Below are 22,452 nucleotides of genomic sequence, written 5' to 3' on the forward strand. Positions count from 1 at the left end.
CTTTCTCGGTCACTTGCTTGACCGCTTCGATCTTGAATTCTTCAGGGTAACGCTGACGACTCATGGCACCTCCTATTTGGGCCTCATTATGAGGCTTGGAGGTGTCTACGAAACCAGGGGCGATTCAATATGCGATGCAGCTGGATTTCTGCTTGCGTTCAAGCGACTACCGAATGCCCCGCTCTTTAGCGTTAAGCTTGCGGTCGACAAGGCTAGGACAGCGGCTGTTAGCAAGCGCGACACCAAAGCTTTTGAGGAAATGGTGAATGGGGGCAAGCTCTCCCTTCTCAGTGCTGGTGAGATTGTATGTATTGAAGGCGGCGTTTTCATCATGAGAGAAGGACACATGCTAGGTGGCATAGGTGTTTCTGGCGTGAAATCTTACGAAGACGGGAGTATCGCTAGGCATGCGCTAGGTGACTTTATGACTGAGTGATGGATCCATCTATTCGGACGCGGGTGTGCTATGGACACGCCCGCGTTACCTGGTTGCTCAGAAAGTAACAGCCACGTTACCCCTCCCCCATTCTCACCTTACATAGTCTCCACCTGAAATCGTTTACGAAAACCTCTCTCCTCACAATGAGCTCCCGCTCAAGCATGCGCCCTGCAATGAAGCAGATTTGTGGGTATTGCCCCATCACAGGGCGTGAATTGTGCGCCCTCAGCCTGTTTGATCAGCAAATTCAGCACTTCGACCCGAATCAGTGATGGCACGCTTCATGCGTGTAATTGATTACATTGCCTGCCAGGCCAAGATTTTGAGCCTTGCAGCGATTTAGAGCCCAGATTACGGGCGCCCAGTGTGACGTAACGTAGCACCAAGGGTAGAAACGGAACATTTCTCTCGGACGAGAATGTAATGGATTACAAGGCTAAGCGACAAACGGGCCTTAAACCCATCACTCCAGCACAAAAAGTGCTTGGCATGCCAAGCGCTCCGAATAAGAAGCACAGAGGTTAAGATGGAAATCGAGAACAGAGGTATTGAGTTCATCCCGCTGAGCGAGCGCTACGGTCACCCTCGCCGCCTTTTCACCATGTGGTTCAGTGCCAACATGCAGGTCACGACCTTGGTGGTCGGTACCTTAGGCGTGATCGCAGGACTGAATCTTCTCTGGACGTTCGTCGCCCTTATCATTGGCAACCTCGTTGGCACCATTTTCATGGCCGCCCATTCCGCACAGGGGCCACACCTGGGCGTTCCACAAATGATTCAGAGCCGGGCACAATTTGGCGTAGTAGGCGCAGGCTTACCTCTGTTCATCGTCGTGGGGGTCTATACCCTGTTCACCGCTGCAAATGGTGTAGTCATGCGGGACTCTGTTAAAGCAGTGCTCCCGGTTGATGACGACATGGCTATCATTATTTTCGGCCTGGCCACCTTGGTCATCAGCTACATCGGCTATGAGCTCATTCACAAAATGGGCGCTTGGATGTCGTGGTTGTCAGGTGCGCTGTTCTTGATCGTTGCCATTCTTGTGCTGAGAAACCCTCTGCCTGAAGGTGCGTTCGCTGTCAAAACTGCTGGCTTCACTTTGGGCGCGTTCCTGATGACAATTACCCAGGCATCATCCTGGACGATGGGATTCGGGCCTTATGTAGCCGACTACTCGCGCTACCTCCCGGCCAACACTTCCGCCCGCGCAACCTTCTGGTACACCTATATCGGAAACGTACTTGGTTCCACCTTGGTCATGCTGCTGGGCGCATTGCTGGCAACTGTCTACAACGACATTGCATCCGATCCTGGCTCCGTGATCGCTCAGCAGTTCGGCGACTATTCAAAGCTGGCTCTGATCATCGTTGTGATTGGCGTTCTTGAGATCAACGTGCTCAACCTCTACAGCGCCTACATGTCCTCAGCCACCATCTTCAGTGGCTTCAAGAAAATGAAGAGCGTGGGCAATGGCACAAAATTCCTTGTCATGGCCGCCACGGCAGCGGTGGCAACGGTAATCGCCATCAAAACCCAATATAACTTCAACGCCTACTTTGCCGATATCTTGATCGCCCAAGTTTATTTCCTCGTACCATGGAGCGCCATAAACTTGGTTGACTTCTATTTCACCCGCTCTGGTCACTACGATGTCCGGGCTATGTTCGATGTTGATGGGGAGTATGGCAAAACTAATTACACCACGGTTGCCATCTACATTCTGGGCGTGCTGAGCTGCATCCCGTTCATGGAAGTCTCGTTCTACAGAAGCCACTTCGCAGAAGTGATTGGCACTGACATCAGCTGGGTACCTGCCCTGCTCGTCCCTGGCGCGCTTTACTTCTTCGCAAATCGCCATCGTCGTACCTTCCGTAAGGTCGCCCACGCGTAATTCACAGCGTACAAAAACCCGCGAAAGCGGGTTTTTTTGCTTTAAGCTCCATCCATGAACATCACTTGCTTGAGAGTTGCGCCACCTAGTTGGGCAAGCAGAGATTGCGACCATCTACAAGCAGATAATAGGTCTGGCACGTCCCATCATCATTACCATTGACACGCCCTCAAATGGTTCCATCCACCATCCACTCTTCGTCTACATAGCAAGGCCACCACTGTTCCGTGTTGAAGCGTGCTGAATTTATGGTCTGCACATCATGTGAACACTGAGGAAGCGAAGCGCCCGGGATGTACCACCCATACCCGGGCGATCGACGCACTGCCTCGGGACTGGAAAGCAACTGTGGGCTTCACCGAGCTAGCTTGGTGCAATGCAGATCAAAAACAGATCAGTGTAGCTCACGCCTGACATGTGCTCGTCGGTATCTGCTGAGGGAAGGTTTGGCCACGCACTGTCCTAGAACCAGCTCGAGAAACGGCGGCAATAGAGATTACCGAACAGGTCGCTAAGTAGGCCACAATGCTCCCCAGTACCTAACGTGATTCAGTTGGAACCAGGTGGCGATCAATGGCACTGAGACGCCGGCGATCGCGGCTCTTAGCTGCGAGCCAGAGTGATTCCGGGGGAACGCACCCGCGTTACCGGAGATCAGGGACAGGAACGTGTCCAAGGTAGCGACGATCGGAGCCTAGGTGAAGCCCACAACAAATTTTCTCGGATAAAACAGAAAATCCCGTCACTTCTGGACAGGATAAATTGAATTCAGCAGCTGTATTTTTGGAAATATTTTATGAGCGCATTCTTACTTCCGGCTTAGCATCTGGCAATGGATCAACGGAGAGCAACTCTAGGCTTTTTATAAACTCAGGATGAACTGCCTCTTCAGGGGAGTATATGTAAAAGCCGCTACTTAGATCAGTCTTTGCGAGTTCTACAAACAAACGGCTCAACCAACCGGAGATCTTGTTCTTATAGTTATCCATACCTTCTCGACTCAAGAATCAGAGGAGCGTTCTTCTAGGCTTAGCCTGAGTTTCTCACCCGCATGATTTATGTGCTCACGCAAGCACTCAACCGCCGCATTCACGTCTTTCTTGTTACAGAGTTTTAGAAGACGCCGATGGTCATCTGCAGCTCTAGCGAGCTTCTCATCCAAGATAAGCTGCAATCTAACATAACGATCCACCTGGAGATTTACCGACTCAATTATTGAAAGAGTCTTAACTTTTTCTGAGGCAATGTACAAACTTTTGTGAAACTTCCAATTAAGCCGACCCCACTGGTTCACGTCATGATCGGCGTAGGCCTTCTCAAGCTCTGGCAAGATAGATTCCGCCGTAACGATATGAGCTTTGGACATTCGAGGAATAGAGGCGCGAAGGAGCTCAGTTTCGAGCAGCAAACGGAGCTCATAGAGTTCCATCACATGCTCGACAGAAGGGGAAGTTATTACTGATCCCTTGTGCAGCCGGGCCTGAATAAGACCAGCACTTTCAAGCTGCTTGAACGCCTCGCGAACCGGCATCCTGCTTACACCATACTCAGCGGCTATAAGCTCCTGCACAAGCGTCGAGCCTTGCTTAAGCTCACCACAAAGTATCCGCTCCCTGAGAGACTCCGCAATCTGACTGGGAATACTTTGCCGCTGAATCTGAGAAACCTTTGAGGTCTGCTTTCCTACTCGCATAATGGCATCAACACTAATATGGCCCGCTGTTTTATAACAGCGTTAGCAGTGAGAACTGCGGCGCCATCTTGCGCCGCAGTCTGCATGATCACAGCCGATAATAATCAGCCCTAACTGGAGGCAATGTCTTCCCCCGCATAACATCCGAAATTTTCTCTGCCATCATAATCACTGGTGCATTTAGGTTGCCACTAACAATCGCAGGCATGATTGAAGCATCTACTACGCGAACATTTTCTACGCCGTGAACTTTACCGTGGGCATCCACAACAGCCATTTCGTCGCTACCCATACGGCAAGTGCAGCACGGGTGATAGTTAGTTCCAGCATTTTCCTTCAAGAAATCCAAGATCTCGTCGTCAGTCTGGCGGTGAGCACCAGGTGTAACCTCCTCCGCTCGATACGGATCCCAGGCCTTCTGAGATACGATTTTACGAATCGCCCTCACTGCGCCGATTGCTGTATCCCTATCCTCTTGAGTCGCCAAGAAGTTAAATACAAATTTGGGCGGCACAGTCGGATCTTTAGAATCGATCCAAACTCGACCTGTGCTGGTTGGACGCATAAGACTGAAGAAGTACTGGAAGCCATCATCAACCTTCGCCTCGCCGTGCATCAGCTCACCCAAGAGCGGGAGGAACTCGAACTGTACGTCAGGGATTTTAACTGAGTCCTTGGTGCGGATGAACGCGCCCACCTCAAACAGATTTGAAGCTCCAATGCCCTTTTTGAAGAAAAGCCATTGAGCACCGAGCTTGAGGCGACCCAGGGTAGTAAAGTCTTTGGCGCTCGAAGCATTACCTTTAGCTCGGTATTGCACAGGCGCTGCTGTGTGATCCTTGAGTCCTTCACCAACACCTGGCAGGTGCTTCACCACCTTGATACCCAGCTTCTCCAAATCCTCACGATTGCCAATGCCAGAGTGCATGAGCAAATGGGGCGAGTGAATCGCGCCGCTGCAAAGGACGACCTCTTTTTTCACTTTCTGGACAAAGCGCGTACCTTGGGAAGAAAGCGCGATGCCAGTGGCGCGAGTTTGTTGGAATTCAATCCGCTCTGCAAACGTTGAGCACACAATGTGAAGGTTGTTCCGATTCGGCTGACTGTGCAAGTAAGCACGCGAGGTGTTCCAACGCAGACCGGCATGTACGTTTCGCTGAGTAATGTGCACTCCCTCTTGCTGATAACCATTGTGGTCATCAACATGTTTGAGCCCGTACTGCTTACCCGCTTCCAAAAAAGCACCATACAGCTCGTTCTTGGCCTTGCAGGTCTGAATTTTCATTGGGCCATTCGATCCACGGTACTGGTTAGAGCCCCCATCGAATGTTTCTGCTTTCTTAAAGTATGGAAGAACCTCTTGATAGCTCCACCCTTGGTTGCCCAATGCAGCCCAGTTGTCGTAATCCCAGGGATTACCACGCACCCAGTTCATACCATTGATCGAAGAAGAGCCACCTAATACTCGGCCACGCGCCTCGTAAACTTTACGCCCTTTAATATGAGGATCAGGTTCAGCATGCAAGTACCAGTTGTACTTGTCATCAATCAAAGGAAATCCAAACGCCGCTGGCATTTGGATATAAATGCTTTTATCTTTTGGCCCTGCTTCCACCAAGAGGACGGTAGTGTTCGCGTCCTCGGCAAGGCGGGAGGCAACGACAGCCCCCGCAGAACCAGAGCCGACGATAACATAATCATACTCTGACAGCAGGGCGCGACCGTAAATATCTTTAATCATATTGCCTCCAACAACCTGCCAAGCTTAATAAACATGAATTTGTAAATTAGTTCTGGCACAGCGACAGAGTCGCTGCACCATCTAATACACTCGTCAATCGACAGTATTTGGCAACGCTTTGACACGTTCACCGAGGCTGATGAAGGTAGATTTAGTTTCAGTGAACTCAAGAAGGCCCGAGCGGCCATTCTCACGACCGATACCACTTGCCTTGTAACCGCCGAATGGTACTTGAGGAGTAGTTTCGAAATAGGTGTTCACGTAAACAGTCCCACTACGCAGCTTCTCGGAAACCAAGATGGCCTTGTCAATGTCTTTGGTCCAAACGCCATTACCGAGGCCATAGACAGTATCATTGGCCAGTTTGATAGCCTCGGCCTGATCTCGGAAGGTGGTTACAGTGAGTACTGGGCCGAAAATCTCCTCCTGGAAGATCTTCATGTCAGGAGTAACACTGGAGAAGATAGTAGGTGCTACGAAGAACCCGCTACCAAGGCCGTTCTCAGTTACTCGCTTACCACCGCAGCGCAACTCTGCGCCGGCATCAATGCCAGCTTGGATGTATTCCAAGACCTTATTCATGTGCTGCTCATGAATGAGGGCGCCTACCTGAGTCTCAGCATCCAGCGGCAGCCCGACCTTTACCTTGTTGGCACGCTTCACCAACCGGGAAACGAATTCATCGGCAATCGACTCTTCCACCAGCAGCCTACTGCCAGCAACACACTCTTCCCCTTGGTTCAGCGTAAAGCCCAGGAGCACACCATCCAGAGCTGCATCGATGTCCGCATCTGCAAATACGATGTTGGCAGACTTACCACCAAGCTCGAGAGCAACATACTTGTTGGTTTCAGCCGCCGCTTTAGAGATGACCTGACCGACTGCAGTGGAGCCGGTAAAGGACATCATGTCGATTTCAGGATGACGAGACATCGCATCACCAACGACTGAGCCTAGACCAGTCACTACGTTGATGACGCCGGCAGGGATGCCTGCTTCAGCGGCAAGGCGAGCGACCTCGAAAGTGGTACCAGACGTCAGCTCAGAAGACTTGATAACAGTGGTGCAACCGGCAGCCAAAGCATACGGCAGCTTCTGCATCATGGTAACCATAGGGTAGTTCCAGGGAAGGATCATACCCACAACGCCGCGTGGCTCCCGGGTCATCAAGGCGAGCTTACCAGCACCCACATTGTTGTAGGCGTCACCACCCAACTCCCACGCCTGTGAAGCGGCGTAGCGGATCAGCTCAAGAGACCAAGAAATCTCGCCTCGAGCCGACTCAATAGGCTTACCGACTTCTTCAGCCTCCATGACGGCGAGCACGTCAATATCACGCTCGATCAGCGCTGCCCAGTCAGTCAAAAGCTTGGAGCGAACAGAGCCAGGCAGCTTTGCCCAGGTCTCAGCATCTTCAAAACGTGCCCGTGCGGCTGTCGCAGCCTGATCTACATCAGCTACGGATCCTTCTGGAAACTCCGCGAGGTACTCACCGTGAGCCGGCGAAAAACGCTTGAGGTAAGAACCGGTCGAAGGCTTGACGTCAGCATTGTTGATCCAATGCTCGTAGTGGCGAGGCATGTAGACACTCCTGCAGCTAAATCAGTGAATGTGGTGGAGAGCACGACTCGCTAGCCTTGGCTGGGTCGTAGAAATCCATAGCGCGACCTCATCATAAGACCAATAATTTTGGATGTCGACTATTGGATACAATATCCCGTCTACCGGATTCACAAAAATTAGAGCAGGGCCTCCATAAGCCACTGTTTTAGCTCAGTTTTTTCTTCGAAACCTAGGGTCTGATTTTTTTTGCTTTGGTGTAATCAATTACATAAAATACTGTCTCAATCACCACCCTGACTGGCTCCTGGGCAGAAAAACCCATCCGAAACGAGAACGATACTCGATGATGAAAAAGGTAAGTGTGAAGGATGTCGCCCTAGCTGCTGGCGTATCTGTAGCAACCGTCTCCCGTGCGTACAACCTACCGGACAAAGTGAGGGACGACGTTAGAGACAAGGTTATCCAGATTGCTGAACGGATGGGCTACAGCCCCAATCCAGCAGCGCAAGCCCTACGACGCCAGCGCAGCCACACCATTGGCGTAGTGATCCCTTCCCTCAATTACGCCATATTTGCCCGCCTGGTTGAAAGCTTCCAGGAAGTCTTGGTAGCAGCCGGCTACAACGTACTGGTGCTGACCACCGGCTACGACAATCACAAAATGTTCAGCCCTGTAAAAAAGCTGATTGATCGGGGGATCGACGGGCTGATGGTGGTCGGACGAATCTTCGATCAGGAGCTGCGCGACTACATCATCAGCAGAAAGCTCCCTTGCGTCACATCCTATTCATATACCGACGACTCACAAATCCCCTCGATCGGTTTCGACAATTTTGAAGCCACCAAAAAAATCGTCGAGCACCTGATCAAGATGGGTCATACCCACATCTCAATGTTTGCTGGGCCTAGCCAAGGGAATGACCGACAGCAAGAACGGATCAGAGCTTTCAAGGAAACCCTCACGCAGAACGATCTCATGGAAAATGCGATTATTGTGGAACGCGAGTACGTGGACGCCGCCCGCCAAGGGGCCGAAGCTCTTCGCACAATACGATCGGAGCGCCCAGGGACAACAGCAATCGTATGTAATAGCGATGTATTTGCATTCAGTATCATTTCTGAATGCATCAAGCTTGGCATACGCGTACCTGATGAAATGTCGATAGCAGGCTTCGACGATGACTCATACACCAGCCTTTTTAACCCGCCTTTGACCACGATTGCTGTACCTGCAACAGAACTCGGCAAGCACGCCGCCCGCGAGATGCTGAGCGCGCTTACGCACAGAAAGCACATTGTACCCAGTCGATTTGAGACGCATTTGATCGTTAGGGAATCAACAAGCACCCCACGAGCTAAGGATGCGTCCTAGCGCACAGCCCAACGAGCACTCATAGCGATCAAGCCGAACAACAGGCCGATCACTATAAACGACCAGGCTAGCGTAAGCCCGTGCGCCAGAAAGCCGACGAGCGCAGGGCCGATTACGACACCGCTGTACCCCATCGCTGTAACAGCTGCAATCGCAGGCCCTGGAGCTGTGGGGGCGCGAGCACCAGCTGAGCTCACGAAGATTGGCGCCAAATTGGAGGAGCCAATGCCAATCACAACGAAGCCCAAAATGGCCAACGCGGCAAATTCGCTTGAAGCAGTGATAACAAATCCGAGACCAGCAATAAGACCACCGTATAGAACTGCACGGCCCCGCCCGATGACCTCAACTACCCGGTCACCTTTTAAGCGACCGATTGTCATCGCTATCGCAAAGGCGCCATAACCCAAGCCAGCATATGCCGGCTCAACGCTTAAACTCTCTCGCAAAAACACTGCGCTCCAATCCAGAACGGAGCCCTCCGCGAGGAACACCAGGAAGCTCAATCCTCCCAACAACAACACGACCCCACGGGGGAAGCTAGAGCGCTCTTGCACACCTGGTGCCGGAGACTGGATTAGCCCCCCTGCGTAAACTGCTATTAAGGCACCGATCACGATACTGATGACTAAAGCTGATTGAACAGCTGTAAGACCCAACCACAATGCGATGCTTACAGCTGTAGCACCAGCAATGCCGCCTATGCTCCACATCCCGTGAAAACCGGACATCATCGGTCTGTCAAACGCTTGCTCAACCTGGACTGCCTGGAAATTTGCGACCACCTCGACCGCCCCCAGTCCCATCCCGAAGAGAAGAAGAATAGCGGCTAGTGCATAGATATTGCTCAAAAACCCTAGAAGCGGCAACACAGATGCTATGAGGCTAGCTCCGACAAGGATCGGTAATCTGCAACCCGCTTGTTTAGCGACTCGAGTCGCCACTGGCATCGCTACAAATGACCCTAGACCTATGCACAGCAACAGCAGACCCAACAGGCCCTCATTCAGGCCCGCCCTTTCTTTGACGAAGGGGACGAGGGGGGCCCAGGCCGAGATACCGATGCCTGGTATTAGAAACGCAGCCCGAGTTGCGTTTCTTTGTTCGATACCAATTTCACTCACTAAGCTCGCTTGCATCACTTTGACCTGGTCACAGATGGGGCATTGGCCGCTACAGGCACGCACCACCATAGGGATACCGATGACTGTATATTGGATACAGTGATTCTCCCTGTCAAGCCGATCTGACCCAGGAGCTCAGCCCAGCTAGCAGATTTCGAGTCGAGCTATCAATCTCTCTGAAAAAAGATGATCCAGAGGCTCCGTAGATGACGAATGAGACCACCGCCTGAATGCTGCTTCACTGCACCACTCCAACGAAATAGCCCACCCTACCCCAGGTTCTCTTCGATCAACCCAGCAGCAACACTCTGCGTACCTGGCCATTAAGGCGGGCAGCTCATGCAAATAATCCAATAGAGCTGATTCTCTCCCAAGTGCGGGCTCAAGATAGATCACGTAGCAAATTGAAGAGGAATGCTCAGTCATTGGCTCTTTCCCAGAGAGATTCGGTGCGATTAAGTTTCTGCTAGGAAGATTAAGATGAAATTATCTAGGACAAAAAAAAGGCACTGCCAGAGCAGCGCCTTTGTATCAAAGCTGAAGGAGTATTGAGCCAATCAACCCAACATCTCTGGATTTTCTCGATACTCCTTAATAGCCTCGAGCAGAGAACTCTTGGTACCCAATATGTGTGCGCGAAGCTGTGTTACCGCATCGTCAACCTTGCCAGCAGCGCAAGCCTCGATAATGTGGAAATGCTCCTCATCAGCGTGACTAAAGTCTTCGCTCAAGAGTAACTGCAACCTGATGTACCGATCAGTTTGGACGTTGATACCCTGAATAATCGAAAGGGTCTGTACACGCCCAGCAGGTTCGTATAGGGATTTGTGCAATTCCCAATTCAACGTACCCCAAGCGGCGACATCTTTGCGTTCGTAAGCGGACTCCAAATCAAGAAGAATACTACGTGCATTCGATATGCTAGCACTTGTCATAAGCGGAACAGCGTGCTGGAGAAGGTTACACTCAAGTGTCGCTCGAAGATCGAAGAGTTCTGCAATTTGATCGAGAGGTACGGAAGTGACAACCGCACCTTTGTGATTTTTCATCTCGACCAGGCCAGATGCCTCCAACTGGCGCAATGCCTCTCGCACAGGCATCCGACTTACTGCGTATTCATCAGCAAGCGACTCCTGGATCAGTGCTTCCCCTTCACGAAACTCACCACTGAGAATCCGTTCACGAATAGACTCGGCCAGGGTCTCGGGGAGACTCTTGCGGGTAATTTTCAGCGAGCTTTTGGATGCGATTTGTTGCGCCATAGCTATCTCGTAAAAGCCAGAACGGACGATGGACGATTAGCGTCCCATAGCGATTCATAGCCCGCGATTCTACACTGTAGAATGTATCCAGACAAACCCTCGCCCAGCTGTCGCTGCATGAGAGCCACGACCTGCGGTTGAGAATCACCTTTGATCTAGCTTATCACAACCGTAGACAGATGCCTGTATATTGGATACAAATTGGGTGATCAACGGCCCTTTTGGCCTACTTCCCCTTATCCGAGAGGACTCGCGATGAGCGAAAATACGCAGCAAATGGTGCACATGACGCTGGAAGAAGTGTTCAATTTCGCCCAAAAGGTTCTACTGCATCAAGGTTACTCCGAGGCACACGCTGACGCCATCGCCAGGGTAATCACTGCCGGCCAGCGGGATGAATGTCACTCGCACGGGCTTTACCGTCTCCTGGTAACCAGCAAATCGCTCAAGGAGGGGAAGGTATCTGCCACAGCCGTTCCGGTAGTAAGCGAACGCTCCAGTGGCATTGTGAATGTGAATGCCAATTACGGATTCTCGCTCCTGGCGTTCGAAACAGGGATGCCCATTTTGCTGGAGAAAGCCCGCACAAACGGCGTAGCAGCGCTCGCAATCAATAATTGCTATCACTTCTCGGCGCTGTGGCCAGAAGTTGAAGCGATTGCGGAAGCAGGACTTTGCGCCCTAGCACTGACTCCCAGTCACAGCTGGGTAGCGCCGGCTGGGGGTACCAAACCTGTCTTCGGCACAAATCCAATTGCATTCGCTTGGCCGCGCAAACAAGGCGAGCCCTACGTTTTCGACTTTGCCACCAGTGCCATCGCGCGCGGGGACATCGAGCTTCATAGGCGCGAAGGAAAGGAAATCCCCCTCGGCTGGGCTGTCGACAGTGAAGGCAATCCTACAACTGATCCGACTGCAGCATTGTCGGGGGCAATGCTCACCTTCGGAGGACATAAAGGCTCTGCACTGTCTGCAATGGTAGAGCTGATGGCTGCAGCTTTGATTGGGGATATGACTAGCCAGCAATCATTGGAATATGATGAAAACGTAGGGGCCTCACCATGCCATGGCGAGCTTATTCTAGCCTTCGACCCCAAAGTATTTATGGGAGCTGACAAAGCCGCAAGCGATGCCCGCGATGAGGAGATGTTTAAGTCCATTGAGGCACAAGGGGCCCGGCTGCCCTCTCAGCGGCGCTTTGAAGCAAGAAAACGAAGCTTGGCTCATGGTGTGACCATTTCTCAAGCGCTGTACGATGACCTGCGTAAACTCCTGGACTGACTGCACCACTGCTAGCCCACATGAAAAGGCCGCTACGTTTAGCGGCCTTTTGGGTTCCATCATTACACCATTGGCACCATCACTACGCTTTCAGGCTCCCAGAATAGCTTTGTGCGGGCGCCCAGCTGGGGGAAGCGACCTACTCCAGTACGCTGAACTTGTACACGCACATCAGCTCCGTTATCCAGCCCTATGGAGTAAAACGAGCGACTGCCAGTGAATACGATATCTTTGACCAGGCCCTGCAGAGAGCTCGCCTCATCACCGGAATGCGGTTCAAACGTGAAGGACTCAGGCCTAATTGATACAAAAACCTTGTCGGACTTCACGACAGGTTGTGGAACTGTACTCCGGAATGTATGCCCACACCTGGATTTCGCAACTGCACCTCTACCATCACTGTCGATCACATCACCTTCAAACAGATTGGTCTCTCCAAGAAATTTTGCAGCGAAAAGCGATCTGGGCTTCGAGTACAGGTCTTCTGGCCGATCAATCTGAACAATCCTGCCTTTTTCCATGAGGACTACTCGATCAGAGAGGATCATGGCTTCGTCCTGATCATGGGTAACATACACGAAGGTTGCCCCTGTTTCTGTGTGGATACGCTTCATTTCAGCAAGCATGTGCTGCCGGATTTTCAAGTCCAGCGCAGCCAAGGGCTCATCCAGCAGGAGCACCTTAGGGCCGTTGACCAAGGCTCGTGCCAGAGCCACACGCTGGCATTGCCCCCCACTCAATTCATCAATATAGCGGCTGGATAAATGATCCAGTTGCACGATCTCCAGCATGCGATTAACACGATCCTTAACCTCCGCCTTGGCAAGCCCCTTCACCCGGAGCCCAAAAGCAACGTTGTCAAATACGTCAAGGTGAGGGAACAACGCGTACCGCTGGAATACCATGTTTACTGGACGCTTTTCCGGTGCTACGCCCGACATGTCAACGCCATCGATACGGATTGCACCACTCGATACACCCTCGAACCCCGCAATAAGGCGCATCAAGGTAGTTTTGCCACATCCGGATGGGCCTAATAGCGTAACGATTTCACCCTCGCGTATAGAAAGATTGATGTCAAAAAGCGCTTGAAAAGGCCCAAAGTGTTTTTGAGCATCAACAATTTCGATAATGTTTTTATTGCTCATTTCAGACCTCACTTGAAGACCGATTAGCCAATGCGGAAGATCGTTTTAGATGCCCAACTACCCAGGCAATGACCAGTATCGCAATAGAGAACAGTAGTGCGAGCGTGGAAATGGCGTTGATCAACGGCGTAACTGTTCGACGCATCATCGACCAGATGTACATCGGCAATGTAGTTTCTGTGCCAGAGACGAAGGAAGTAACAACAAACTCATCGAATGACACAGCAAATGAAAGGATTGCACATGCGAAAAGTGTGGGCGCAATAAGAGGCAACGTGACTTTCGCAAACGTGTAGGAAATCGAGGCGCCTAGGTCTCTAGATGCTTCTTCCAAAGAGGTGTCAAACAATGCCAGCCTAGCTTTCATCGATACGATCAAAAGTGGCAACGTCAACAATACATGCGAAAGAATTATGGTAATTGTTCCCAGCGCTACACCTGCCTGTGAGAACACAACCAACAGTGCCACGCCTATGAACAGCCCAGGCAATGCGATAGGTGTGATGCTAAGCGCCTCAAACATCGCTTGCTCACGCCTTGTAATCCGTAACCAAGCGAGGGAGGCTGCTGTACCGAGAACCAGAGTTATCAGGGCAGTCCAGAAAGCAATATTCAGACTACTCAGCAGCGCGGCACCAAGTTGTGGATCCTGAAAAACCTGCTCGTACCATCTTAAGCTCAAGCTTGAGATAGGGAATGACAGAGATTGGGAGCCATTGAAGCTGAATAATACAATAATCAGTATCGGCGCCAAAAGAAACGCAAGAATTGCGTATACCGCTGATTTGAGGAGCATTATACAGTTCTCCTAGTCGTAGGCGATTTACGTTTTACGATTACACCCGCCCACTGGCCGATCTTACTAACACAGAGGTAAATCACCAGGCTTACGATAAACATGAGGAACGCTTGAGCCGCTCCGAGCGGCCAGTTCCCTGTCTTACGGAAGTGATCAGCAATCAGCAAACCAGTTGTTTGCCCCGAGGAGCCCCCAAGCATTTGAGGCGTCACGTAATCGCCAGCAACCAAAATGAAGGTGAGCATAAATGCCCCTAGCAACCCGCTTGAAGCATTTGGAGCCACCACTTTGAAGAAAGCACCGACCGCAGATGTTCCAAGATCTCTCGACGCCACTAGCAGATCACCTTTGATATCACTGAAGGCGGACACGACTAAGAGAATGGAAAAGGGAAGATAAATATGAATCAGCGTGAGCGTTACCGCGAATGGGCTGAACAAGAGTGCATCAATCGGCTGGTCAATCAGACCGACTTGTAGCAGAAGCGTGTTCAGCAAACCGTTAGTGCCCAAAAGGGTACGCCAAGCATAGATGCGCACCAAATAGCTCGAGAACCATGTAAGTAAAATCAAATACAGCACGAACTTTGATTTTTTGACATATACCAGATAGTAGGCAACCGGTATCGACAAAATCACTGTCACCGTAGCCGTAAACAAACCGATCAATATCGCGTTCGTTGTGACCCTCCAGAATAACGGAGAGCTCAAAGAGTTGATGTAATTCCCCAGGTCGAAATCAGGCGTGATCCTGAATGCCGCCGCCGTCCAAAAGCTGTAAGCAAAGAGGAAAAGCCCTGGCACTACAAAAAACAGCAGGAGGTACGCGACTGCAGGTGAAGCAAGCAGAGCACCTAACCTGAATGATGACAGTTGCACGATGTATACCTCTACCCAAACCAATGAACCCAGGTCAACAGGCACATGCTGCTGACCTGGTGCAGGTCTTACATGCCGGCCTTGAACTCCTGCCAAGCTGCAACCCAATCCGCATAGGTCGCATGCTGACCATCATCATCTACTGGTGGTATGCCCGGCAGGCCAGCGGAGAACACCTTTTCGATATTCGCAAAGTCATAGCGTTTCTTGCTTTTTTCATCCATGTAATCCAATGCTTTTTTGGATACAGGCGCTTGAGCAAGGGACATAGCCACTTCAGCTTGAATTTTAGGATCCAGCGCTTGGTTGATATATGCCTCTGCGGTTTCAACGTTATCAGCAGATACAGGCATGAACCATGCATCAACCCACAAAACCACCCCTTCTTTTGGGCTGGCCGTTTCCAAAATAGTGCCTTGGGCCTCAACTTGATTGATAATCGCCGGATCAGCGCATAGAGCCGCAATGATCTCACCCGACGCCATGAAATTCGCCAAATCCCCTTGGTTCAGGGCAATCAGACGAGCTTGAGCTCGGTACTTGGAAAACTCTTTGAAGGTTGCTTTCAACTCATCTTTTGTAAGGAGTGGATATTTATCACCGAAGCCGGAAACCCGCGCAGCGACGGGCCACGACCCCGTTGCATCGTCCATAATGGCAATTTTGCCCTTGTACTCTGGTTTCAGCAGATCAGTGTACGAAGTAGGCGCACTGGAGACCTTTTGCGGATTGTAGAGAATGGTCGACATTCCCCAGATATAGGGAATACCCCACTGCTTGCCTTCCTTTGTCCAAGTGGGTTTATCATAGAAGACACTAAAAAGATTATCAGCGCTGTAATTGGGAACCTTGGATACGTCAATCTCCTTGACGATTTTCAGCTGCTTCACATAAAGGTCGCTATAGGCCTGATTGTACTCAGCAAGATCAATAGGCGGAGGGTTTGGAGCCAAGAATTTAGTGTGAACATCATCTTGAGCTGCGATTGAAGCTGACTGAAGCTTGACGCCGTTCTCTTTTCGCCATTGCTGCAGCTGCGAAGTAAGGTCATAACCCTCCCATGCCATGACCTGAAGTTCGCCGCCGACCTTCGCTGAGGCAGCGCCAGAAAAGGAGAACACCAGCGCGGCGCAAGCCAACCCCAGAGCTGTAGACAAGTTACGAGCTTTCGTTTCATACATTTTCAATGCGCCTAGATTATTCATTGTATTCACCTTTTGGGTTATTGGCAGCAATCAAATAGAAACTGTACTACTGTAGGCACCCTCCACTTCAGCGCCTACACACCCTTTATTCAACCAACTACAGTCAGTCGCTTTATTTTCACCTCACACCCGAAAAGACGCTACTAACTCTGTTTGATTTTTGGCCATACGCGACAACTCATCATTAATCGCCTCTGATTCACGAGCCTGCCTGGACAAATCTTCCGTAACGTCTCTGATGGACGCTACTGCCCTACTGATACTTTCAGACACTTGACTTTGCTGTTCTGCGGCGCTTGCAATTTGCGCACTCATATCAGAAATAACAGTTATCTCGTTTTGAATTTGATCAAGAGCCTGAGCAGCATTCTTGACGTGAGCCACGCCCTCTCCAGCCTGCTGGCAACTCACAGACATGCTTGACACGACAGATTGCGTACCATGTTGAACTTGCTCAATGACGTCATTAATCTGTACTACCGAATCTTGAGTACGTCTCGCAAGATTACGCACTTCATCAGCAACTACGGCGAAGCCTCTCCCCATCTCCCCTGCCCGGGCCGCTTCTATTGCAGCATTCAATGCAAGAAGGTTAGTCTGCTCAGCAACATTCCGAATAACCTCTAAGACTACGCCAATCTTGTCGTTGTTTTTAGAAAGCTCTTCAACCTCACTCATGGCACTTTCAACCTGTATGGCCAATTCGCTGATAGCGCGACTGGCCGAGTGCACGATCTCGAAGCCTACCTGGGTGGATGCATCTGCCTGTTTAGCGGCCTGCGCAGCACTCAATGCATTTCGCGCCACATCCTGAGAGGTCGCACTCATCTCCTGAGCGGCAGTAGCAACCTGCTCGACCTCCCTAAATTGATGATCCATTCCATCCCTAGTCTGGCTTGCGACCAGGGCTGACCGCATAGCTGCGGCGTGCGCTTCTTCCGCACCGCTATTGATCTTTGAAATTACGGGATGGATTTTGTCGATGAAATGATTGAACCAATGCGACAACTGGCCAAGTTCGCTTTTATTCTCATATGTCAATCTACGAGTGAGATCACCGTCAGCCGAAGCAAACTCTTTTAATAGCTCCACAACTTTCATTGTCTGCCTGGATATTTGCCTAGCAGAGAAATAGACAACAACGAGGCCTATAGCAATTGCTACTGCCCCGATGATCCAGAAGTAGAGAATACTTTCGCTATTCTTGTCAGATATCTCTCCCCTAAGAACATCAGCAGTTTCATTTATTACTGCCTTAGGGACACTTACAACAACCGACCAAAGCTCCGCCCCCTGAATCGGTGCAAACGGAATCAGGACACCTAGTGCACGAGAGCTTTCAAAGAAATTTGGTTTATCGTCACTACTTCTGCTTTTGACTACGCCCTCACCTTCTCCGGTGAAAGAATTCCCTACAGCAGACATCTCATCGGATTTCCCGACCACTACCGACCGAGGACTAATTACTGCAAGGCTCCCGCTGCCATTAAAGACCTTCTGACTGGCCTTGACAGTCTCACCCTGAAGACTTTCTAGTGAGATATCAACACTGACCACACCTATGACAACTCCAGCTTCCAGTATAGGTATAGCAACACTTGTCATGAGCGTTTCTTGCCCATCTATCGGATATCGATAGGGACTGACCACGCACACGGCTTTTGTATTAGCAGGACAAGTAAACCAGTAATTACCCGCATCACCACTGACACCTAAAGCAGTATCATTTAATTCGGATTCAGGTATCGGCTTTCCAACGACTTTCGCCGAAGCATTTCTAGAGGCATACCAGGAAAATCTACCACTTTCGTTGACTCCCCGCCCAGCATTCAAAATGGCAGGGGCGGAAGCTGAATTTAAGGCTACAACGACACCCAGCACGCCGTCATTTGCGGACACAGTTTTCTCAATGAGGCCTGCTAAGGTTGGAGCAATCAAAGCCGGAGGAAGTGCTGACGTTTTGGAGAAATTCAGGAAGTGGGAGGTCTGAAGAGAAAGCTGGTTCGCAACCTGATAAGCCTTCTCGAAGTGAGACGCGACCGATGCAGCCTCAGAAGCTGCTACCTGTTGAATATTTCCTCTCGCGGCATGAGCCATGGCTTGATCAACCGAATTGGCTATAAGCGCCGAAACCGCTTCAGTACGGCTTTGAGAGAAAACCAGGAGAGAGCCGGTAACTAGAAGCAACGACAATCCCGTAAAGAGAATGATACGCCACTTAACGGATAGGTTTTGGATAGACATTGTCTGTGCCTCTTGAAAAAACAAGCACCCTGCCACAACGCTTCATGCCTGTAGCAAGCATAGAACGGCAGACATCCAAAGTGAGAGGCTTGAGCTTCAGAGACTATGTCTCACTTTTTATTATTTTGAATCATGTGACGGGAAAGACCCCGCCACATGGCAGCTTAGAGCTGTTACTTGTAGAACTTCTTCAGATTTTCAACGGTATCGTTGGTGATCTGAATGACGCGCTCGCGCTCAGCACCTTCCAGCTTCAGGCGAGGAGCCTTCAGCTCCTCGGAGTAACCAGCGGTGATGCTTTCCGACAGCTTGATGTACTGAACCAGCTTTACGTGTACGTCCAGGTGGTACAGAGGAGTCAGGATGCGGTAGAGCTGGCGTGCCTTCTCCCACTCCCCATTCACTGCCAGATTCAGCAGATCCACCGACTCTCGTGGCAGGGCGTTTGCCATACCCGAAACCCAGGCCACAGCACCCAGGGCGACGCTTTCCAGGATCAGGTTGTCCACACCACAGACAACGTTGTAACGATCACCGAAGCGGATGAAGAGATCCGTGACGCGAGTAGTGTCGTAGGTTTCTTCTTTGATGGCGGTGATGTTCTGTTCGGTTTTCAGGACGTCCAGAACGTCTGGGGTCAGGTCTACACCGTAACCACGAGGGTTGTTGTACAGCAGGATTTCGATATCGACACTGCGTGCAACAGCGCGGTAGAACTCAATGGTTTCGCGGTCATCGGAACGATAGGTCAGGGCTGGGAAAACCATCAAACCCTGAACACCGATCGCTTGAGCTTTCTGAGCAAACGCAATTGCGCTCTTGGTGTTGGTTTCAGCAACACCCGAAATTACCGGGATGCGGCCAGCAACGGTTTCTACGGCAACCTGCAGGACTTTAACCTTCTCTTCCGGGGTCAGGGAAGCATTCTCGCCGACCATACCCATCATCACTACGCCGCTGACACCGCCCTCGATCAGGCGCTCAAGGCCTGCCTTGATCGCGACCAGGTCAAGCTCACCATTCGCCTGCAGCTTAGTGGTAACCGCAGGGAAGACACCGCGCCAATTGATAGCCATTTCAACCTCGAAATTTTTTTAGAAGATTCTGTAGTCACTGCGGCGAACCCGCTGCCAGCAACCTGATTGTCGGTCGGCTCTGCCTCTCGATGACTGAAATGTATACTGGATCCAGTATCCTAGCAATAGCTTTGTGTAATCGATTACTTTACCTTTCGTCCGAATCAATCCAACCGACTGATTGCTATGGTTTTTTTGTGCGGTACTTCAGATCTGCGCTGACGAGAAATGACCAAAACAAGGGGTTTAAGACCCCTTTATGGATGCCTGCAAGGGAACCATCAGGTCGCTTTGCGCTCGAAATTGACGATCGATTACACGCTGTATAATGTATCCACCCATCAATTGGTAGCCCCACAACCGTTAACGACACCGGATCCAATGAATACGCCCCTCAAAGAAAGAACAGCCCTCGCCGACCATGCGCTGCCAGGGCCGGACAAAGAGCTTTACGGTATCGATGAACATGGGCTGGTGTTCGTCAGAGAGGTTGCCCCTCCGGTCTGCAGAACGCCAATGATCCCGGAGCCATGGATCACGAATCCGCTTAAGCGGATTTACCTCCGACTGCGTGGCCTTGACGAGGCCCCTAGAAGGCATGTGGATGTGGTGGAAAGTAAATGGCGCGCTATCGGAACAGCCCGCCGATTGCTTTTGCTAACAGTGCTTATCATCCAGACAGTCGTGGCAACACGTTACATGTCCAAGATCATGCCGTATCAGGGATGGGAGATGTTCGACCCCTCCCAGATCTGGGTCGATGGATTTGTACTCACCCTTCAAAAAGCAGGGCCTTACATCCTCCAGGCGGGAATTCTGGTTCTCTTCGCGATCCTGTTCTGCTGGGTTTCAGCTGGCTTCTGGACAGCAGTGATGGGCTTTTGGGAGCTACTTGTTTGCCGAGATCGCTATCAAATTTCAGGGAAAAACCTGTCGACCGGGCCGGTTGATACCGCCGCGCGCACGGCAATCGTGATGCCGATCTGCAATGAAGACACCACCAGGGTATTTGCTGGGTTACGTGCGACCTTTGAATCGCTGAGGGAGCGAAGTGAGTTCCATCTATTCGACATGTACATACTCAGTGATACCAATGACCCTGACATTGCAGTCGCAGAGCAAAACGCATGGCGACAGCTCTGCGAAGACACAGCTGGCTTCGGACGCATCTTCTACCGCCGCCGGCGCCGACGTGTGAAGCGAAAAAGTGGAAACATTGACGATTTTTGCCGTCGTTGGGGCGGAAACTACCGCTACATGATCGTTTTCGACGCTGACAGCGTAATGACTGGTGAAGGCCTTGAAGGAATGGTTCGTCTGATGGAGTCGAATCCAGATGCCGGCATCATCCAGACCTCCCCTAAAGCGTTCGGGATGGACACCTTCTATGCGCGGATGCAGCAATTTGCTACCCGCATGTACGGCCCATTGTTCACTGCTGGCCTCCATTATTGGCAACTAGGTGAGTCTCATTACTGGGGCCATAACGCGATCATTCGTCTGAAACCATTCATGGAACATTGCGCGCTTGCACCGCTACCAGGAACGGGTTCATTCGCTGGAGCAATTCTGTCCCATGACTTCGTAGAGGCAGCGCTGATGCGCCGGGCTGGATGGGGCGTGTGGATCGCATACGACCTACCTGGTAGCTATGAGGAGCTTCCTCCCAATCTCATTGATGAACTGAAGCGCGACCGCAGATGGTGCCAGGGCAACCTTATGAATTTCCGCCTGTTCTTGGCGAAAGGCATGCACCCTGTCCATCGTGCCGTTTTCCTCACAGGGGTGATGTCGTACCTATCGGCCCCGTTGTGGTTTTTCTTCTTGCTTCTGTCCACGACCTTGTTGGCAGTTCACACGCTAATGGAACCTCAGTATTTCTTGAGCCCCCGCCAGCTCCACCCGGTGTGGCCGCAATGGAATCCTGAACATGCAATCGCGCTGTTCACAGCCACGATGACTATGCTGTTTTTGCCAAAGGTACTGAGTGTAATTCTGGTGCTGATCAAAGGCTGCAAACCCTACGGTGGCGCCCTAAAGGTCATTGCCTCTACCATGGTTGAGATGGTCTTTTCCGCCCTGCTGGCACCTGTACGCATGATCTACCACACCAAGTTCGTCTTGGCGGCGTTTCTTGGCTGGGAGTTTCACTGGAAGTCTCCTCAACGTGACGATGATGCCACGCCCTGGAGCGAAGCATTCCGTCATCACGGATCGCAAACCCTGCTGGGCCTTTGCTGGGCAGCTTTGATTGTATGGCTCGATCCAAGCTTCCTGTGGTGGATGTCGCCGATCATCGTAGCCATGCTCACGTCTACAGCCGTCTCTGTAGTTACCAGTAGATCAAGGCTGGGTCTCAAGTTTAAGGCCAATCGCTACTTCCTCATCCCAGAAGAAGACGATGTCCCGACGGCCTTGGAAGCTACGATCACCTACACCAAGAAAAATCGTGAAACTCCCCCGTTTGATGGTTTTGCCCAAGCAATCACCAATGCAACGCAAAGCTACTTCAGCTCAGCAATGGCCCCAGCTCGTCACCTTGCTACACCACTGATAACGCTCAACCGTCAGCGGAACGTCAGCCAAGTTCTCGCGCAAGGGAGGGCCGGTACATCGGCCTCGCTGAAGCTAGCCGTTCTAAGTGATCCGGTTCAGCTGACCATGCTGAGTGAAGAGCTTCGCACCAGACCCGGCTCCGACTGGCACAAGCCAGAAGCTGGCACCAAAACCGAGGAA

General features: G+C 51.2%; 15 protein-coding genes and 2 pseudogenes. 5 read left to right on the forward strand and 12 right to left on the reverse strand.

The features are described 5' to 3' along the window. Positions 1-88: 88 nt before the first annotated feature. Together JOY50_RS06230 and JOY50_RS06235 are read left to right on the forward strand one after the other, a co-directional pair. Positions 89-436, forward strand: a complete 348-nt coding sequence (locus JOY50_RS06230; RefSeq protein ID WP_243054989.1) for a heme-binding protein — start codon at positions 89-91, stop codon at positions 434-436. 529 nt (positions 437-965) lie between these two features. After that, positions 966-2,330 (forward strand): cytosine permease, encoded by a 1,365-nt coding sequence (locus JOY50_RS06235; protein WP_243054925.1) that lies wholly within the window; start codon positions 966-968, stop codon positions 2,328-2,330. 1,000 nt (positions 2,331-3,330) lie between these two features. Here the strand turns inward: JOY50_RS06235 and JOY50_RS06240 are convergent. The 3 genes from JOY50_RS06240 to JOY50_RS06250 form a co-directional block, all read right to left on the reverse strand. After that, a complete protein-coding gene (locus JOY50_RS06240) occupies positions 3,331-4,023 on the reverse strand; it encodes a GntR family transcriptional regulator (protein ID WP_243054926.1) in 693 nt (230 codons plus the stop codon). Positions 4,024-4,111: 88 nt separating this feature from the next. Continuing rightward, a complete protein-coding gene (locus JOY50_RS06245) occupies positions 4,112-5,764 on the reverse strand; it encodes a choline dehydrogenase (RefSeq protein WP_243054927.1) in 1,653 nt (550 codons plus the stop codon). Positions 5,765-5,857: 93 nt separating this feature from the next. Beyond that, positions 5,858-7,345 (reverse strand): aldehyde dehydrogenase family protein, encoded by a 1,488-nt coding sequence (locus JOY50_RS06250; RefSeq protein WP_243054928.1) that lies wholly within the window; start codon positions 7,343-7,345, stop codon positions 5,858-5,860. A gap of 325 nt (positions 7,346-7,670) precedes the next feature. Here JOY50_RS06250 and JOY50_RS06255 point away from each other — a divergent pair, with 325 nt between their 5' ends. Further along, a complete protein-coding gene (locus JOY50_RS06255) occupies positions 7,671-8,699 on the forward strand; it encodes a LacI family DNA-binding transcriptional regulator (protein WP_243054929.1) in 1,029 nt (342 codons plus the stop codon). Here the strand turns inward: JOY50_RS06255 and JOY50_RS06260 are convergent. Both JOY50_RS06260 and JOY50_RS06265 read right to left on the reverse strand, forming a co-directional pair. Continuing rightward, a complete protein-coding gene (locus JOY50_RS06260; RefSeq protein ID WP_243054930.1) occupies positions 8,696-9,838 on the reverse strand; it encodes an MFS transporter in 1,143 nt (380 codons plus the stop codon). The two genes, JOY50_RS06255 and JOY50_RS06260, sit on opposite strands and share 4 nt — an antisense overlap. 542 nt (positions 9,839-10,380) lie before the next feature. Beyond that, a complete protein-coding gene (locus JOY50_RS06265) occupies positions 10,381-11,085 on the reverse strand; it encodes a GntR family transcriptional regulator (protein WP_243054931.1) in 705 nt (234 codons plus the stop codon). Positions 11,086-11,340: 255 nt separating this feature from the next. On the opposite strand from JOY50_RS06265, the gene JOY50_RS06270 reads away from it, so the two are divergent. Next, complete coding sequence (locus JOY50_RS06270; RefSeq protein ID WP_310737951.1) at positions 11,341-12,366, forward strand: Ldh family oxidoreductase; 1,026 nt, start codon at positions 11,341-11,343, stop codon at positions 12,364-12,366. A 62-nt stretch (positions 12,367-12,428) separates the two neighbouring features. Here the strand turns inward: JOY50_RS06270 and JOY50_RS06275 are convergent, their stop codons facing one another. The 7 genes and pseudogenes from JOY50_RS06275 to JOY50_RS06300 form a co-directional block, all read right to left on the reverse strand. Next, positions 12,429-13,514, reverse strand: coding sequence for an ABC transporter ATP-binding protein (locus JOY50_RS06275; protein WP_243054932.1), 1,086 nt, complete (start codon positions 13,512-13,514; stop codon positions 12,429-12,431). Position 13,515: 1 nt separating this feature from the next. Beyond that, complete coding sequence (locus JOY50_RS06280; protein WP_243054933.1) at positions 13,516-14,310, reverse strand: ABC transporter permease; 795 nt, start codon at positions 14,308-14,310, stop codon at positions 13,516-13,518. Next, complete coding sequence (locus tag JOY50_RS06285; protein WP_243054934.1) at positions 14,310-15,191, reverse strand: ABC transporter permease; 882 nt, start codon at positions 15,189-15,191, stop codon at positions 14,310-14,312. Before JOY50_RS06285 ends, JOY50_RS06280 begins: the two co-directional genes overlap by 1 nt. 68 nt (positions 15,192-15,259) lie before the next feature. Further along, positions 15,260-16,396: a PotD/PotF family extracellular solute-binding protein gene (locus JOY50_RS06290; RefSeq protein WP_243054935.1), complete on the reverse strand. Its 1,137-nt coding sequence runs from the start codon at positions 16,394-16,396 to the stop codon at positions 15,260-15,262. A gap of 123 nt (positions 16,397-16,519) precedes the next feature. Next, on the reverse strand, positions 16,520-17,314 hold the full coding sequence (locus JOY50_RS29200) for a methyl-accepting chemotaxis protein (RefSeq protein WP_405045970.1): 795 nt from the start codon (positions 17,312-17,314) through the stop codon (positions 16,520-16,522). 63 nt (positions 17,315-17,377) lie between these two features. After that, positions 17,378-18,640 (reverse strand): annotated as a pseudogene (locus tag JOY50_RS29205) (hypothetical protein); the annotation flags it as partial. A gap of 173 nt (positions 18,641-18,813) precedes the next feature. Next, on the reverse strand, positions 18,814-19,716 hold the full coding sequence (locus tag JOY50_RS06300; RefSeq protein WP_243054937.1) for a dihydrodipicolinate synthase family protein: 903 nt from the start codon (positions 19,714-19,716) through the stop codon (positions 18,814-18,816). 339 nt (positions 19,717-20,055) lie between these two features. Here JOY50_RS06300 and mdoH point away from each other — a divergent pair. Next, positions 20,056-22,419 (forward strand): annotated as a pseudogene (gene mdoH, locus JOY50_RS06305) (glucans biosynthesis glucosyltransferase MdoH); the annotation flags it as partial. Positions 22,420-22,452: the final 33 nt, after the last annotated feature.

It is taken from the genome of Pseudomonas sp. BP01 (genome assembly GCF_022760795.1).
Classification (GTDB): Bacteria; Pseudomonadota; Gammaproteobacteria; order Pseudomonadales; family Pseudomonadaceae; genus Aquipseudomonas; species Aquipseudomonas putida_Q.